Origin of the sequence: Mucilaginibacter gossypii, assembly GCF_900100945.1 — a bacterium.
Lineage (GTDB): Bacteria > Bacteroidota > Bacteroidia > Sphingobacteriales > Sphingobacteriaceae > Mucilaginibacter > Mucilaginibacter gossypii.
In genome coordinates, this window is record NZ_FNCG01000007.1 from 21,800 (window position 1) to 36,112 (window position 14,313).

The window sequence follows — 14,313 nt, forward strand, 5'->3', positions numbered from 1 at the left end:
AAAACATAACAATAGCCTGCCAGCCTTTCCTCACCGGAAAAACGGCCCGCTCAACACCAAAAAATTCAGGAATTACCCCAGCGACAAACGCCGTTTTTTCTTACGCTTTGTGCGTCTCAACTCCCAATCCATCGCCTCCGACTGGTAACCGGTATCGAGCAATACCTCCACCAAGCCGGTCCCAGGTTCCTTTTTTCCCCCGCCAGCCCCCGCATATCCACCATACCCGCTCGCCGGTTCGCCGCCCTGCCATGCCCCGCGATTTGGCCGCTGCGCCTCGCCGCTTTGTTTTTTCCCCTCGCTCGCAGCCAAGCCTTTGCAACGCTCCAATATCGCTTTGGCACTATAGTCCTTACCCAACTCACTGCCATTCATCACCACCCGGCGAACATGATCCACATAAGTCATCCCATAAATCAACCCCGCCTCATTCTGCCGCAGAACCAGGTCAATACCCTCTTTTTTTAAAGCCGCTTTTAACGCATCCAGCCCCACTTTCCCACCCGGCAAAGCCAGGTCGATGGCTGTGCGCAAATGCCGTTGTCCCTCAACAGGTTTAACCTTATTCCGTTCAAACTTAGCCCGCAGGTTTTTCAAAACAGGCTTACCCGCAAACAAACTCGCTTTAAGCGGCGTACCCACCTTATTCCCATTCGCATCCAGCACGCGGAACACCAGCCCCTCCTGCCGCCTGACCCGGCTATCCACCGCACCCGGATCAGCCATCACATTATACAAACCCAGCACCGCATTCAATTCCGGCAGAGACGCGAACTTATACTCCTTCAGCACAAAACTCAGCACCCTGCCAATGGCTTTTTTCGTCTCCGACTTCCCATACAATACCCGCGCGGCATCGGCAACTTCGGGCTTTAACACGGCCCGTCTTTGTTTACTTTCCGCCGGCACCAGGCCATACTTTTCCTCAATTGCCAACCGCGCTGGCTCCGACTTATTCACACCCAGTTTATGCAGCGTAATCGCACTGCCGTCTGACCGGATATTCGTTGTCACCAAATGCAGGTGCGGATGCCCTGCATCCCGGTGCCGGTAGACTAAAAACGGCTGCTCCCCAAAGCCGATCCGTTCCAGGTAGTCGCGCGTAATCGCCAGCAATTTGTCTTCCGAAAGCTGCTCCGAAGGATCGAAATTCAACGAGATATGCAGACTGTTTACCCTCGTCCGCTGGTTCAATTCCGTCAGCTTTTCAAAGCGTCGCAGCAACTCCGTAAAACCCAGTAAAGAAGGATGTTTCAGAAAACCCGAAGCCTCCAGCCGGTCAGCCTGATCCGTTTTAACTTTATGCTCATTATAGCTGATCACCCGGGCCATCGAAGTGCTGTTATGGATTACTGCAACCACGCCGATTCGATAACCGCCATCCGCGCATATATGGCCGACAATTGCTTAAATAAAACCATCTTATCCGCATCCCAGCGCCGCAGCCAATCCTGCATCTGCGGCGCATGATCCAGCGTATGCAGCCGGTGTACCGCCTGGTTAAAATTCACGCCGATAGCATTCAGCTCTTTCTTCAGCAGCACCAATTCCGCCACCAGCTCATCCGCCGAAACATTGCGCGTTTTCACCGTCAACTTCTGCCCGAACAATGCCTGCCGGACATAAGCACTCAGCTTTTTCAGCGTCGTTTGCTTCCAGCGCCCAGACAGCAAATCATACTCCTCGGTCGTTAGCCGAAAATTGATCACCCGCCACCGGCCCGTCTTTTTCCGCACTTTTACCTCATCCATCACATCCAATTAAAACAGCCCAAAGTCAGTCTAAACACCCAATAACAGCTCAATTTCTCCACGCGAAGCCGCCCGAGTTCCGAGGGCGGCCGGAAATAGTTGTAAGACAATTATACATCTTGCCGTTTGCGCACAAGGCAAACTCAACCCATGGGCTGACGAGGGAAAAAAGAATAAACCCACCTACCCGCTTCACAAACCGCCGACCTTCAGGCGTTGACGCTGTTCCGGCGCCAACCCCTTACGGCAGAGCCATTCGTTTAAATCCTTAAACTGGCTGTAAAAACCGCTCTCATCCCAATAACGCTTTCCCAAAACCAAGGCCTCGTTCCGGTAACGCTTGCCCGTCGCATCATTGTCCAGCCATAAATGCACCCGCTCATGCGATTCCAGAAAAGGCAGCGCCCGCTCGAACAAAGCCGCGCTATTCAGCACCACCAGATTCGTTGCACGGGGATCATCATAAGGGTGCAGCACCCGCCAGGAAAGCAAATCAAAAAAGCCCTCAAAAACCTGCGCCGAAGGTGCCCCATAATTATAAGTTGTGATCGTTTTTGGCGAGCAACAGCATTTAGCAATCTTGCTCCGGATCTCATACCCACCGGCATCATTTTTAAACCCGATGCCATACAATTCGTGACCGCCCACCTTGTAGCGAACCTCCACACAAAACTCATCCGCAACCGCCACCGGGATGCCCCGCTCATGCAGGTAATTTTTGAGCGGAAACGAAAAGATAGGCCGTACATCACTAACCACCAATTGCGGCTCCGCAACCACCGGCTTCCTGATGTGCAACACCTGCCCGCCAGCGCCCTCGCCATTATTAAACCGCACCAGCAATTCACTAACCGTGCAGCCAAAATAACGCAACCCCAGATCCACCAGGTTGCCACCCGCAGCCAGCCCGAAATCATACCACCGGTTCAGCCGCTGGTTGACCTTGAAACTGGCGTCCGCCTCCTCCCGTAAAGGCGACTGGTACCAGTACTCATAACCCTTTTTCACCACTTCCGGCTCAAAGCCCAGACCCGCCAGCCAGGCCACTATATCCAGCGCCCTGATCTGATCCAATGTCATCCGTTCCGCTTCCATATCCATCTCCTCCATCATCACGAACAACCAAAAGTAAAGCGGCCAAACGACATCCACACATCCCGACTAAATTTCGAACAGGATCGTTTCAATGCTACCCCTTAGCTTTGTCCCATTGTTTAACCATTAAATTTTTACGACATGGCAAAAGATGTGTTGGGAACGGTGTACGAAACCCTGTTATGTACACCGGGGATGAATGAAGGCGTGAAAATCGACCTTAAGGTTAGTCGAAAGGTTGTATTACTATTCAGCAGCGTGATCGAAAACGGCCTGCAACCCGATCAGGCAAAAGCCAACCTGCTGGCCCTGGTTCCTCCGGCAGATGTAGAAGAGCTCAGGAATTTTTCTGATGAATGCCTGAAAAAGGCAGGGCTCAAAGAATTGAGCGGAAAGATCAAACTATTTTAAAATCAGGGGTGGGCAACCACCCCTTTTAATTACCATCAATCAGCCTTGACAACGGATAGCCAACATCCGTTCATTAATCTGCCGGATCACCTTATTGATGAAAGAAGAATAAAAAATCAAGCCCCTAAAAGAGGCTCAATTGTACCATGTTAACCTGTGCCCCTTCAATGGCTTTCAAAGTTTTTAAGATCACATCCTGTTTGTAATTAGTCGTATCTGTTGCACCAATCTTTTCAGTAAACATCACCTTCAGCTTACTAAGCGCGGTGGTCAGCGCAGCCTCGCGGCTCGCAAACGGCGGATCATAAACAGATAAAGCAGAGCCGCCGCCCGCGCAGCCAAAACTATAGCTCAGTGCAAACGACCAGATCCCGTTAACACCCCGGCCAATACGGATCTCGCTATATTCGCCGTAACGGGCGGTGTTCCCTAACTTTACGACTTCGTAATCCAAAAACCGCGGGCGGACAAACCAGCCGTACTGATCAAAAGCGATCTCTGTAAAACCGAATTCCAACCCTTTCCGGTAAGCATGAACATTCATCATTATCGCCCTGAGGCTATTGCCAAAACCGCGAACCATTGCAATGTTTCCAGGCTACCCGAATGGATAGCAGCCGCAATTTCATTCAATATTTCATACTCATAAGGCACCAGGCGCCCGGCGAGCCGCTCATCTATGTCGGGCTGGGACTGCAGGGTCAATGCGAACTTTTCCATAAGCTAAAGTTTTTTAAGGCCATACCGCGCGGCACGGCCTGTCTGTCAAGGGCCGGGCAAAGCCCGGTTTATGTACCCTTGACGGACAGGTTGTGCCCGCGCGACCCTTGCCTGCCCTAAAAACTTTGGCTGATGGACGAAGTGAACGCCCGGCGCCCCAACTCCAGCGCCGCCAGCAACGTGGCCGCTTTTGCCGAACCAACGCCTTTAAATGCGCACAACTGCTCCGTCGTTATTGTCCTCAAACCCGCCGCCTCACCACCGATGGATGCCATCACCTGTCCGCACAAATCCAGCACCGACAGTTCTGAACTGCCCGTACAAAAGAGGATCGCCAGCAACTCCATATTACTTAGCGCAGCTGCCCCAAAAGCATGCAGCTTCTCCCGTGGCCGGTCTTCCAGCGCCACAGCCTCCATACCTGTAACATCTTTGACCAGCTTCATCGCCGGTTCCGCCGAAGCCAGGTCGCCATGTGCCAACCGGCGCAGCACCATCGTCAAACCTTCTACAAACATCCCCAGATCCTCTTCCCAGAGCTGGACCGTCTGCCGGTGATATTCACCTTCTCCATACTGCTCGCTTGAGGTGATCAGCAAAAAATGACTGTCATTCGCCGCCTTCTTCACATCGATAAAATAACGCTTCTTCCCATGAGCGAAATTTTCACTCGCCAGGTTGGGATAACTTGTTGTGCGCTGTGCTTTTTCCATGACCGTTTGAATTAGTAAAGCACAAAACTCCACAGTAAATCAATCAAAAAAGACACAACACTGTTATTTAAACGATTATAAACGTTTCAATCCCAGCCGATCCAATGATACCTGATGACTTGAACAACACAAATGAAAAGGCCTGCCTTGAATGCGGCCAGCCGCTTGGCGCAGGCCGTGATGACCGCAAATTCTGCAATGACATTTGCCGGACCGCCTATAACAACCGCAGGCGCAAGGACAACCAAAAGGAACCCGAAGCAGACCACCGGGACAGCCCCAACTTCCGGAAAATCTATGAAATATTATTAAGCAACCGGGAGCTACTGATGATGCACAGTCTTTACAAAGACGAACCCTACATGCTCCGCGACCTGCTCGGCAAAGGCCTTAACCTGAAATATTTTACCAGCCAGTACGAAATGCCAGAAGTCGGCACCTTTAACTTCTGCTTCGACTATGGGTACCATATCACCTCCACCGGCAGGGTTTACATCGAGGAAAACGTACAGGAAATCTTCTGCTGATCAAAATCAATCCGAAAACCACCTACGCTTCAAAACAGCATCGTCACGAAGCTTGATGGGGATCAGGATCGTTGTCCGCAGGAAATATAAATAATCGACTTGCTGCTGCTTCGTATCCTGCTCGTAGGAACCATGCATGTATTTATTACGCCGGCCCTTGCTGTTACTGAACTCCTTCATATTCAGATGAAAATTAAGACAACTCACCTCATCTTTGGTAAACAGCTTGTCCGATACGTTCAGTAAACCCTCGGCAATTAAACGATCCAATACCTGCGGAAAGGTTCAGCAACATGCCAGTAGCTGTTATAGCCGGTTTCCCTGAGCTTCCCCGCAATAAAAATCTTCACCGGATCAACCATTTCGACTACCCCCATATCGTTAACCTGAAGAAAGCCATCTATAATGACACGTTCCAGGTAAGGAAGCTGGGGTCATTTTGTTGTGTTTTATCCACATTGAGGCTCCCTACGACACTTTTTTCCGCTGCTCACAAGGCCATTCGCTCGAAGCGCAGATCATTTCGGATAAATCATATCAGAAAAATAAATAACATAGCAACGGCCGTGGTTTTGGGCGGTGCAGGGACGGCTTAAGCCGCCTGCGCCGGCGCAGCGTACCCAAAACGGCGGCGGTTGCGTCGGCGGTAATAGCGGGTGAACCGCAGCGGCGTGCGCTCCAGCGCGCAGAGCGAAGGTGAACCGGCTTTTACCGCAGCAAAACCAATCATAAATTTCCCAATCGCTGTAGCTTTTCGGCAATCGCCCACAACAGGCCCACATCCGGCTGCACATCAGCCGGCGCAGCTAATACCCGGTACTGCACTTCTTTATCCGGCTCAAAAACATAAGATACATCATTGATCGGTACAACTATCCGGTAGGTATAGCCCAAACGCTGAAAAGCGGCCGGGAACTCCAGCGGCTTGTTCTGATAAGTGATTTCTAAAGTAAAGGGCTCGTTCATTGCATTTTCAATTGAACCTTACTCGTCACCACGATCTCCGGCTTGCCCTTATAGTCGATCACCTTACAGCAGGCGAAGCAATGATCATTAGTTCAGGGAATACCGGAATTCCAAAGGCGTACGGGTCATAGGCGACGATAAGCAAATTGAATGCAGATTACTATATTAAGGAATGTCGCGCATGACAAATTCAGATTGCCGGTACGAACAATGAGGCCGGAACGGTACGGAACAGCCGAAACTTTGGTATGGAGCGAAGTGTAAATGGCGCGTGAAACGGCATTGAGATCGTCAAGACAAACATTTTGCTGCCGAAAATGTTGGTGGTTTGATGTCTTTTTCTACCGCCAATCTGCTTCAGGTTCTTTCGCGCTCCGCCGATGCGACCGCCGTTTACAGCGGCGAAGATATTGTCATTGAATTTGCCAACAGCGCCATGCTGGCCTTTTGGGGAAAAGATGATCGCATTATTGGTCAACCATTGGAAGAAGGCGTGCCTGAGCTTAAGGGCCAACCATTTAAGGCCATGCTCCAGGAGGTCATGCGCACCGGTATCACCGATGAGGGCGTTATTCCGGCAGAGACCCTGATCGGTGGTGAACTGGTCAGCCGCCAGTACGCTTACCAGTACCTGGCGGTCGATCTGCCGGAGGGACAGCAACGGCTGATCCTGCACACGGCGTCGGATGTTACCGATAAACTGCGGGGCGAACAGGCCCTGCGCGACATTGACGTCCAGCTTGATGCGCTCAGCCGTGAACAGCAATTGAATGAGAAGCTGGCATCGACCAATGAGGAACTGGCGGCGACCAATGAAGAACTCGCTCAGGCGCAGGCCACCTTGGCGCGCCTGAATGCCGAACTGGAACAAAAAGTGCAGGCGCGGACGACTGCCCTGGCAGCCAGCGAAGCGGAATTGCAGGCCCTGAATGAAGAACTGATCTCGATCAATGAAGAGTTGACGGCAACAAATGACGACCTGCGGAATGCCCAGGCCCGCCTGCAGGAGGCGGTTACTGACCTTGTGATCAGCGAGCATAAATTGCGCAGCGTGGTGGCCAGCGCGCCCTTCCCGATCGGCGTTTATACCGGCCGGGAGATGCGCATTGAACTGGCCAACCAGTCGATCATGGACGTCTGGGGTAAAGGCAATGATGTTTCCGGTAAAACTTATGCCGAGGTCCTCCCGGAACTGGCCGGAACAGGTATCTATGAGCAACTTGATGGCGTATTTACCACCGGAGCCCCCTTTCACACACGCGCGCAGCGGGTGGACCTGGTCGTGGACGGCCGCTTACAACTCTTCTACTTCAATTACAGTTTTACGCCCCTGTTCGACCAGCAAGGCCGCATTTACGGCGTGATGAACACGGCGGCCGAAGTCACCGATATGGTCCTGGCGCGCCAGCAAGTAGAACAAAGCGAACGTAACCTGCATAACATGATCCTGCAGGCGCCGGTCGCGATGTGCATTATGTTGGGCCCGGAACACGTGATCAGCGTGGCCAACCCGCTGATCATTGAATTGTGGGGCAAGCCTGAAGCCGAGGTCATGAACAAGCCGATCTTCGAGGCTTTGCCGGATGCCCGCGGCCAAGGCCTGGAGCAGGTACTGGCAGACGTCTATCAAAACGGCGAAACCTTCCGGGCCAGCGAAATGCCCGTCCACCTGCTGCGCAAAGGTCGGCCCGACACCGTATATCAAAACTTTGTTTACGAACCCTACCGCAATGCTAACGGCGAGGTGCTGGGCGTAATCGCCATCACCATTGATGTCACCGAACAGGTCCTGGCGCACCTGCAGAGCGAAGAGAACGAGCGCCGCTTCCGCTTCCTGCTGAATGCCATGCCGCAACAAGTCTGGACCGCCCGTGCCGATGGCACTTTGAATTACGTTAATGAGGTCGTTACCACTGATTTTGCAGAAAGCGCCGAAGCAATCGTAGGCCAGGGCTGGCAGGCTTTTGTGCACCCGGACGACCTGCCCGGCGCGCTTTCCAGGTGGAAGCATTCGCTGCAATCCCGCCGCGAATACCTGACAGAATATCGCCTGCGCTTCGCCGATGGTAATTATTACTGGCACCTCACCCGGGCGATACCGATGGTCAAGGATGACACTGTGACCTTCTGGCTGGGCACCAATACGAACATCGACCAGCAAAAGGCCAATGAGCAGCGTAAGGACGAATTCATCAGCATCGCCAGCCACGAGCTGAAAACGCCGCTCACCACGATCAAGGCCTTTTTCCAGTTAAGTAAACGCGATACCGGTGCACCAGGTAAACTCAACCCATTTGTCGGCAAAGCGGAGCGGCAGATCGAACGCCTTGGCCGGCTGATCGAGGACCTGCTGGATGTCTCCAAGATCAATGCCGGAAAGATGGTCTACAATAAGGAAGCCTTCGATTTTGGTAAGCTCCTGGCCGACACGGCGGAAAGCGTGCAGCAAACAGCGCCGGCACACCACATCGAACTAGAGAACGACTGTAAAATCAACTATCACGGCGACCAGCACCGTTTGGAACAGGTACTCATCAACCTGCTGAACAATGCGATCAAGTATTCGCCGGGAGCTGACCGGATCATCGTACGCTGTGAACTGGAGAACCGGAATATCATTGTATCCGTGCAGGATTTCGGTATCGGGATCGCGGAGGAACACCTGAAAGGTTTATTTGACCGCTTTTACCGGGTCGATAATTCATCGGCACGTTTCCAGGGTTTGGGCCTGGGCCTGTTCATTGCCAACGAGATCGTTAAAAGGCACGGCGGCAGCTTCTGGATCGAAAGCGAACCCGGTAAAGGGTCCACCTTCTTCTTTCTATTGCCGCTCAATGGCCGTCAGGAATTTTACGATACCGACGGTGACGGTCAGACCTTTTACAGCGGTAGTTTCATCGATATGAAATATGTCCCTGAAGCCGGTTACCTGGATGTGGACTGGCAGGGCTACCAAAACTATGAGTCGGTCGTGAAAGGCTGCGAGGTCATGCTGGACCTGCTGAAAAAGAATGATTGCCGCTGGGTACTCAATGACAACACCCATGTCAAAGGCAACTGGTCGGAAGCATCCGACTGGGGCGCTGAATACTGGTTCCCCGCCATGGCCGAGGCCGGCCTGAAAAAGTTCGCCTGGATCTATTCGCCCAGCACCTTCAGCCGCATCGCAGCCAACAAAAGCCTGCCCTCTGAATACGATACGGTACAGGTCGCTTTCTTTGATGATAAAGCCGAAGCTTTAAAATGGTTAGTTAAAAGCTAAAAGACAACATGAGCGGATAAGCGCAACCAGAAAACCCTATGGAATGGTATTTGTTAATTATTTAAACTAACAAAATCATATACCTATGAGCACAAGAGGATCAAAAGTGGAACGCCATTCCTTATCGGAACAGCCCCACGAACTAAAGTATGAAGCCCGCAAAACGGGCACCAGCACCAAAGAAGTGGAAGCCGCTAAAAAATCAGCCGGCTCCAACCAGCGCAAAGCCGTAGAGAAAAAGCTGAAATAAGCGATAGCCGATACTTTAATTATTCAAAGAGCCCCGGACCGGGGCTTTTTGGTCTAAACGATTTCTGATGAATAAAGCGCAATCCCCAAAAAACGAAAAGGGCACGCTGACCCAGCGTGACCTGAAAGCCGGCGTGAAAACATTTGAGGAACAGAAAAAACCCCGCGCCGCACTGGAAACGCGGGAGGACAAGAATAACGGTGCCTAACCGGCCGTTTATCAAAACCAGCGCAAAGCCCAAACCTGAAGATGATGGCGGAACTGGAACAATACAAAGCCAAGCGGAACTTTAAAAATGATTACCGGGAGATGCTTGCACACAACATAAGCGATATACCGGATCTATATTTCAAGGCCGGGCTTATCATGGCCGGAGACAACCATATAGCCAGCCGGTTGCTATTCGATTGTACACCGGCTGGCCGGTTTATGCATATCGCCGTTAATGGCCGACCCCTTGTATTTTCAGAACATGTATTTTACAGACTGTGCGTCAATAAAATCAGCGAGGTTTGGTCGATCATTGATAAAGAGGCGATCCGCGAACAGGTGCTTTCAACAGCGTAATGTCCGCCCTCAAACAATCTGCTCCTGGTCTTGGTTTATTGGACATGCGTATCGTTACACTTGAAGAACACCTCTCGTTTCCGGAAATGGCCGGACAGATACCCCCGGAAAAACTAGGTGGGTTTGGTCAGAACGAAAGAATGAAACAGCTGGTACCCAAACTGGCGGATATCACCGGGGACCGTTTAACATCCATGGATGCCAATGGCATCAGCATGCAGGTATTATCGGTGGACAGTTCGGGCGCCAACCTGCTGGCCGAAGATACAGGCCCGGCATTTGCCATGCAGTATAATGATTTGATCGCTGAAAGGATCAGGGGTTATGAAACGCGGTTCACTGCGTTTGCCCATTTGCCGATGACTGCGCCTGCTGCCGCCGCCGATGAACTGGAACGAACAGTAAAAGAACATCATTTCCGGGGTGCCATGATCCGCGGGCTGACGGAAGACCAGTTCCTGGACCATCCCAGGTTCGCCTCCATACTGGAACGCGCCGAAAAATTGGAGGTACCTATCTATCTGCATCCCGGCCTGCCGCCTAAAGGCGTCGCAGATATTTATTACAGCGGCCTGCCCAATCATTCCGGCATGGCAGAAGCGTTGGCTGTCTATGGCTGGGGTTGGCATTCCGAAACCGCGCTCCACATCCTGCGCCTGGTTTATGCCGGCATCTTCGATCAATACCCCAAATTGCAAATCATCATCGGTCATATGGGTGAAATGCTGCCTTTCCAGATGGCCAGGTCAGAGCGGGCCTTTCAGCCAGGCGCGGGCGGCGCCAACCAGCGCAAGCTAAGCGATATCCTGCGCCAGCAGGTTCATATCACCACCAGCGGCTTCTTTACCCTGCCACCCCTACAAATCGCGCTGGATACTTTCGGCATCGACAACATGATGTTTTCCATCGATTACCCCTTCAGCACCAACGAGCAAGGTATGGAATTTTTTCGCCGGATCGATCTGCCCGATGCCGACCTGTCCAAACTCGCCCACGGCAATGCCGACAGATTATTAAAATTAAACACCTGAGCCAGCGATCGCGTATACCTCTTGCCCAAACACCAAATCATCAAGAAAATGAAACAAGGACTCATGATCGATATGGACGGCGTGATCTACGCCGGCGAAAAACTCATCAGAGGTGCGGACCGCTTTGTCGCGCGGATGCTCAAAGAAAAGATCGATTTTATTTTCCTGTCGAACAACAGTTCGCGATCCCGCCGGGAAGCCGTCGAAAAACTGGAAAACGTGGGCGTCAAAGGAATCACTGAAGATCACATTTATACCAGCGCCATGGCAACCGCCGCCTTCCTGAAAGACGAATTTCCCGGCTGCAGCGCCTATGTGCTGGGCGAGGGCGGCCTGCTCAAAAGCCTGGAACATGCCGGTATCAGGCTGGTCGACAGGCAACCCGACTTTGTCATTTTGGGCGAGGGACATCAATTCGATCTGAAGATGGTGCACAAAGCCGTGGATATGATTATCGCCGGTGCAAGGTTCATCGCCACAAACCGAGATCCCTCACCGCGCAGGGAAGGCTGGAACAACCTCGGTATCGCAGCTACAGCCGCCATGATCGAGGAAGGCAGCGGCCGTGATGCATTTGTGATCGGGAAACCCAGCCCCGTCATGATGCGCTGTGCCAGCGCTTACATGGGATTCTCCCCTGAACAGAACACCGTGCTGGGTGATACCATGGAAACCGATATCAAAGCAGGCATCTATATGGGCTATAAAACAATATTGGTTTTGTCAGGCATTGCGGATAAAGATCAGCTCAACCATTATGGCTACAAACCAAGCCTCGTGGTGGATGCGGTCAAGGATATCCGGTTCCCGCTCGACTGGTGGAAGTAATGCAACTAATCGCTGATCGGCGCCTTCCCGGATCAATCATTCCGGCAATGGGAAACCAATCTTTATTCCTGTAGTTGTCCTTTTAAAAAGGAGGAGCTATGCCCTGGTATAACGGCGACTACCCGCCATCTTATAAAAACCAACCCAAATACCTGCGCGATAAAGCGGTCGAGATCGCGAACGAAGTGTTAAAGTCTACCGGCAACGAAGGCGAGGCTATCCCACCGGGCTGTCGCATGCGCGCAAACATTTTGAGGAACACCCGGAAGAAGTGCCCAAAGAAGAAGCAAAACAATGAACGTCTGCACCGGTTTCCGGACGCGCAGCAGCGAAATTACGCGACCGCATTAGCCGGGACCCGCGGCGGCCGGAAACGCGTGCACTGGATGTGGCATATCTTTCCGCAGGTCGCCGGTCTTGGAACGCGCGCACATTAAGCACAGGATCAATTCAGACCCCGACAGACCGAAGTGTGTAAATTTCCTTCGCAACCATCCCTGTCTTCAGAAAACCTGAAGATTACCTTACGTAAAAACCACCGGGCGTAGTAATGGAACAACCGGCATTATTTGCGGAGGCGGGACAAAGCAAGGGGCCTGCCCACCAATTTTCTGGAATATCTCCCGGGTTTGTTCAGCCCGGGGGAGCGTGATGATCTCCTGCGAAAGTTCATGGCAACGGCACCCTTGAAACAGACAGTACAAAATATGTATGACAAAGAGGTACTGACGCAGCGGCTGAGAAATAACCATAGCAGCGCTGAACTTATTTTTGATCGAAATCAAATGTCGAGGTGTGAAGCGCGATCCGGCGAACCAGCCCGAAATCTCTATGGCCCGCCGCACGTTTATTCAAGAAGTAGCGACAGTGTTATTGCACACTTGGAAACCAGCATTCCCAGGGACAAAAAATACTTGTTGCAAACGATCAGGGCAATAATGACAAATCCAAAACCGGTTATCAAAATTTGATTTCAATCAACCGACACTACACCCACCCTGCCTAACTTTGATAGCAGCAAGCGCCGGCAAACAGTACCGGCGCTACGACAATCTTATAAAAATCAGGAAAAAATCAGGAAACCCCGGCGGCCACCTTTAAATATGGATATGGAAAACAACGACCTGGCACATTACCCCTTTGACTGGCTTGATGAAGTAATCGGCAAAGACCTCAACCCGCAACATCCGGCTGCATCCCGGATTAACCAGGAGGAGCTAACAGGCTGGCAGCACCGACTCCGGTCAGAAACCAGCAGCATCTGGAAAAACCTGAAATCACAAGCTTTTTCTTTACTCAGTTCCAAAAAGGTAAGTACCATGTTAACACATTACCAGGACTGCCTAGAGGAACTCAAACGGCAGGCCATGGTCAACATGGCCGCTTACCCGGAAGACGATCCGCTCAATGCGTTTTGCGGACAGGTCCTTACTGAGCTCGGGCAGTTACAAACGCAATTCCAACGGCGATACGCCCGTTATCTTGCTGGTTGTCCTCCAACTAACTCCGTCCGGCATGCCGGTACAACCGAAAGAACACCACCCCCCCTTTACAAAGTGACATGCAGGCTTAGCGTAGATCAAATCGCCATTATACTCAAGGCGGCAGATGATACCAGGCTGCTGACCGCAAGGTCCTTCAGTCTCGTACTGCGCAGTATAACGCCGTATCTTTCCACCGAAAGGATGCAGGATTTCTCCTGGAAAAGCGCCAGGAGCAGCACGATGAAAATGGAGGACAGGGACAAACAGGTGGCTGCGGCCGCGCTGGAGCAACTGATCAAACGAATCAAAAACTATTGACAGCCCCATTAAAGCGGCCGGTTTCTTTTCTGCGACAGCACTGTTGAAGATCATATCATTTACATTCCTTGTCTTACGCTTTTCCCGCTCCAACCGACCGGGAGATAGAGCAGGAAGAAACGTCAAGGGCAAACAAATGCTGACATGCCTGCATCCGCGCAACTTGCTGAAGCTAAGAAGTATCCGTAAGCACTTGCCCCAGTCTGCAAGATAACGCCGATAAATTTGTTTGAGCGGTTAAAAAAAACCCATAATTTAAGCCGCTTGTTATGGGACATCTTTTATGCAACTGCCTGGAATACAATGATCACACCTTCGGAATCCGGAACGGCGCCTCCGTCTGCCAAGTAAACGGGTTGATTATCCTGTTGTTAAAATGCATGACTTATT

At 51.8% G+C, this 14,313-nt stretch carries 18 protein-coding genes; 10 read left to right on the forward strand and 8 right to left on the reverse strand.

The annotated features are described in order from the left end of the window. Nucleotides 1-72: 72 nt before the first annotated feature. From BLS28_RS14545 to BLS28_RS14555, 3 genes are all read right to left on the reverse strand, one after another. Nucleotides 73-1,332 carry a relaxase/mobilization nuclease domain-containing protein gene (locus BLS28_RS14545; RefSeq protein ID WP_091168403.1) on the reverse strand — a complete coding sequence of 420 codons (1,260 nt, stop codon included), beginning with the start codon at nt 1,330-1,332 and terminating at the stop codon, nt 73-75. Between the two features lie 17 nt (nt 1,333-1,349). Beyond that, nucleotides 1,350-1,751: a plasmid mobilization protein gene (locus BLS28_RS14550; RefSeq protein ID WP_091168407.1), complete on the reverse strand. Its 402-nt coding sequence runs from the start codon at nt 1,749-1,751 to the stop codon at nt 1,350-1,352. Between the two features lie 192 nt (nt 1,752-1,943). Then, nucleotides 1,944-2,864 (reverse strand): DUF8464 domain-containing protein, encoded by a 921-nt coding sequence (locus BLS28_RS14555; protein WP_091168411.1) that lies wholly within the window; start codon nt 2,862-2,864, stop codon nt 1,944-1,946. Nucleotides 2,865-2,987: 123 nt separating this feature from the next. Here BLS28_RS14555 and BLS28_RS14560 point away from each other — a divergent pair, with 123 nt between their 5' ends. Continuing rightward, on the forward strand, nt 2,988-3,257 hold the full coding sequence (locus BLS28_RS14560; protein WP_091168413.1) for a hypothetical protein: 270 nt from the start codon (nt 2,988-2,990) through the stop codon (nt 3,255-3,257). Nucleotides 3,258-3,381: 124 nt separating this feature from the next. Here the strand turns inward: BLS28_RS14560 and BLS28_RS14565 are convergent, their stop codons facing one another. The 3 genes from BLS28_RS14565 to BLS28_RS14570 form a co-directional block, all read right to left on the reverse strand. After that, nucleotides 3,382-3,804, reverse strand: coding sequence for a hypothetical protein (locus BLS28_RS14565; RefSeq protein ID WP_091168416.1), 423 nt, complete (start codon nt 3,802-3,804; stop codon nt 3,382-3,384). Then, nucleotides 3,804-3,977, reverse strand: a complete 174-nt coding sequence (locus BLS28_RS30830) for a hypothetical protein (protein WP_176844465.1) — start codon at nt 3,975-3,977, stop codon at nt 3,804-3,806. The genes BLS28_RS14565 and BLS28_RS30830 overlap by 1 nt, the downstream gene beginning before the upstream one ends. Before the next feature lie 116 nt (nt 3,978-4,093). Next, the gene (locus BLS28_RS14570) at nt 4,094-4,690 is read right to left on the reverse strand and encodes a UPF0758 domain-containing protein (protein WP_091168420.1); all 597 of its coding nucleotides are present in this window, start codon (nt 4,688-4,690) and stop codon (nt 4,094-4,096) included. Between the two features lie 119 nt (nt 4,691-4,809). Here BLS28_RS14570 and BLS28_RS14575 point away from each other — a divergent pair, with 119 nt between their 5' ends. Next, on the forward strand, nt 4,810-5,217 hold the full coding sequence (locus BLS28_RS14575; RefSeq protein ID WP_143020765.1) for a hypothetical protein: 408 nt from the start codon (nt 4,810-4,812) through the stop codon (nt 5,215-5,217). Between the two features lie 6 nt (nt 5,218-5,223). Here BLS28_RS14575 and BLS28_RS14580 read toward each other — a convergent pair whose 3' ends face one another. Both BLS28_RS14580 and BLS28_RS14585 read right to left on the reverse strand, forming a co-directional pair. Continuing rightward, a complete protein-coding gene (locus BLS28_RS14580; RefSeq protein ID WP_091168427.1) occupies nt 5,224-5,487 on the reverse strand; it encodes a hypothetical protein in 264 nt (87 codons plus the stop codon). A 456-nt stretch (nt 5,488-5,943) separates the two neighbouring features. Next, nucleotides 5,944-6,183, reverse strand: coding sequence for a hypothetical protein (locus BLS28_RS14585; RefSeq protein WP_091168431.1), 240 nt, complete (start codon nt 6,181-6,183; stop codon nt 5,944-5,946). A 331-nt stretch (nt 6,184-6,514) separates the two neighbouring features. Here BLS28_RS14585 and BLS28_RS14590 point away from each other — a divergent pair, with 331 nt between their 5' ends. The 8 genes from BLS28_RS14590 (at nt 6,515) to BLS28_RS14625 (ending at nt 13,923) form a co-directional block, all read left to right on the forward strand. After that, complete coding sequence (locus BLS28_RS14590) at nt 6,515-9,445, forward strand: PAS domain-containing protein (RefSeq protein WP_091168434.1); 2,931 nt, start codon at nt 6,515-6,517, stop codon at nt 9,443-9,445. Nucleotides 9,446-9,530: 85 nt separating this feature from the next. Then, entirely contained in the window at nt 9,531-9,695 is a 165-nt protein-coding gene (locus BLS28_RS30535) for a DUF3606 domain-containing protein (protein ID WP_143020766.1), read from the forward strand. A 67-nt stretch (nt 9,696-9,762) separates the two neighbouring features. Further along, nucleotides 9,763-9,903 carry a hypothetical protein gene (locus tag BLS28_RS30835; RefSeq protein WP_176844466.1) on the forward strand — a complete coding sequence of 47 codons (141 nt, stop codon included), beginning with the start codon at nt 9,763-9,765 and terminating at the stop codon, nt 9,901-9,903. Nucleotides 9,904-9,944: 41 nt separating this feature from the next. Next, nucleotides 9,945-10,262: an ester cyclase gene (locus BLS28_RS14595; protein ID WP_091168437.1), complete on the forward strand. Its 318-nt coding sequence runs from the start codon at nt 9,945-9,947 to the stop codon at nt 10,260-10,262. Continuing rightward, nucleotides 10,262-11,293 (forward strand): amidohydrolase family protein, encoded by a 1,032-nt coding sequence (locus tag BLS28_RS14600; protein WP_218134418.1) that lies wholly within the window; start codon nt 10,262-10,264, stop codon nt 11,291-11,293. Before BLS28_RS14595 ends, BLS28_RS14600 begins: the two co-directional genes overlap by 1 nt. 48 nt (nt 11,294-11,341) lie before the next feature. After that, the gene (locus BLS28_RS14605; RefSeq protein ID WP_091168443.1) at nt 11,342-12,121 is read left to right on the forward strand and encodes an HAD-IIA family hydrolase; all 780 of its coding nucleotides are present in this window, start codon (nt 11,342-11,344) and stop codon (nt 12,119-12,121) included. Nucleotides 12,122-12,219: 98 nt separating this feature from the next. Beyond that, complete coding sequence (locus tag BLS28_RS31335) at nt 12,220-12,558, forward strand: DUF1810 family protein (protein ID WP_256337428.1); 339 nt, start codon at nt 12,220-12,222, stop codon at nt 12,556-12,558. 672 nt (nt 12,559-13,230) lie between these two features. Beyond that, nucleotides 13,231-13,923 carry a hypothetical protein gene (locus BLS28_RS14625; protein ID WP_143020767.1) on the forward strand — a complete coding sequence of 231 codons (693 nt, stop codon included), beginning with the start codon at nt 13,231-13,233 and terminating at the stop codon, nt 13,921-13,923. The last annotated feature ends 390 nt before the right edge of the window (nt 13,924-14,313 follow it).

What these genes read in the sequence shown, in the direction of transcription:
- BLS28_RS14600 (WP_218134418.1), top strand. Translation starts at nt 10,262, where the DNA reads ATGTCCGCCCTCAAACAATCTGCTCCTGGTCTTGGTTTATTGGACATG.
- BLS28_RS30830 (WP_176844465.1), bottom strand. Translation starts at nt 3,977, where the DNA reads ATGGAAAAGTTCGCATTGACCCTGCAGTCCCAGCCCGACATAGATGAG.
- BLS28_RS14585 (WP_091168431.1), bottom strand. Translation starts at nt 6,183, where the DNA reads ATGAACGAGCCCTTTACTTTAGAAATCACTTATCAGAACAAGCCGCTG.
- BLS28_RS14560 (WP_091168413.1), top strand. Translation starts at nt 2,988, where the DNA reads ATGGCAAAAGATGTGTTGGGAACGGTGTACGAAACCCTGTTATGTACA.
- BLS28_RS14545 (WP_091168403.1), bottom strand. Translation starts at nt 1,332, where the DNA reads ATGGCCCGGGTGATCAGCTATAATGAGCATAAAGTTAAAACGGATCAG.
- BLS28_RS30835 (WP_176844466.1), top strand. Translation starts at nt 9,763, where the DNA reads ATGAATAAAGCGCAATCCCCAAAAAACGAAAAGGGCACGCTGACCCAG.
- BLS28_RS31335 (WP_256337428.1), top strand. Translation starts at nt 12,220, where the DNA reads ATGCCCTGGTATAACGGCGACTACCCGCCATCTTATAAAAACCAACCC.
- BLS28_RS14590 (WP_091168434.1), top strand. Translation starts at nt 6,515, where the DNA reads ATGTCTTTTTCTACCGCCAATCTGCTTCAGGTTCTTTCGCGCTCCGCC.
- BLS28_RS14605 (WP_091168443.1), top strand. Translation starts at nt 11,342, where the DNA reads ATGAAACAAGGACTCATGATCGATATGGACGGCGTGATCTACGCCGGC.
- BLS28_RS30535 (WP_143020766.1), top strand. Translation starts at nt 9,531, where the DNA reads ATGAGCACAAGAGGATCAAAAGTGGAACGCCATTCCTTATCGGAACAG.
- BLS28_RS14565 (WP_091168416.1), bottom strand. Translation starts at nt 3,804, where the DNA reads ATGATGAATGTTCATGCTTACCGGAAAGGGTTGGAATTCGGTTTTACA.
- BLS28_RS14595 (WP_091168437.1), top strand. Translation starts at nt 9,945, where the DNA reads ATGATGGCGGAACTGGAACAATACAAAGCCAAGCGGAACTTTAAAAAT.
- BLS28_RS14555 (WP_091168411.1), bottom strand. Translation starts at nt 2,864, where the DNA reads ATGATGGAGGAGATGGATATGGAAGCGGAACGGATGACATTGGATCAG.
- BLS28_RS14570 (WP_091168420.1), bottom strand. Translation starts at nt 4,690, where the DNA reads ATGGAAAAAGCACAGCGCACAACAAGTTATCCCAACCTGGCGAGTGAA.
- BLS28_RS14550 (WP_091168407.1), bottom strand. Translation starts at nt 1,751, where the DNA reads ATGGATGAGGTAAAAGTGCGGAAAAAGACGGGCCGGTGGCGGGTGATC.
- BLS28_RS14625 (WP_143020767.1), top strand. Translation starts at nt 13,231, where the DNA reads ATGGAAAACAACGACCTGGCACATTACCCCTTTGACTGGCTTGATGAA.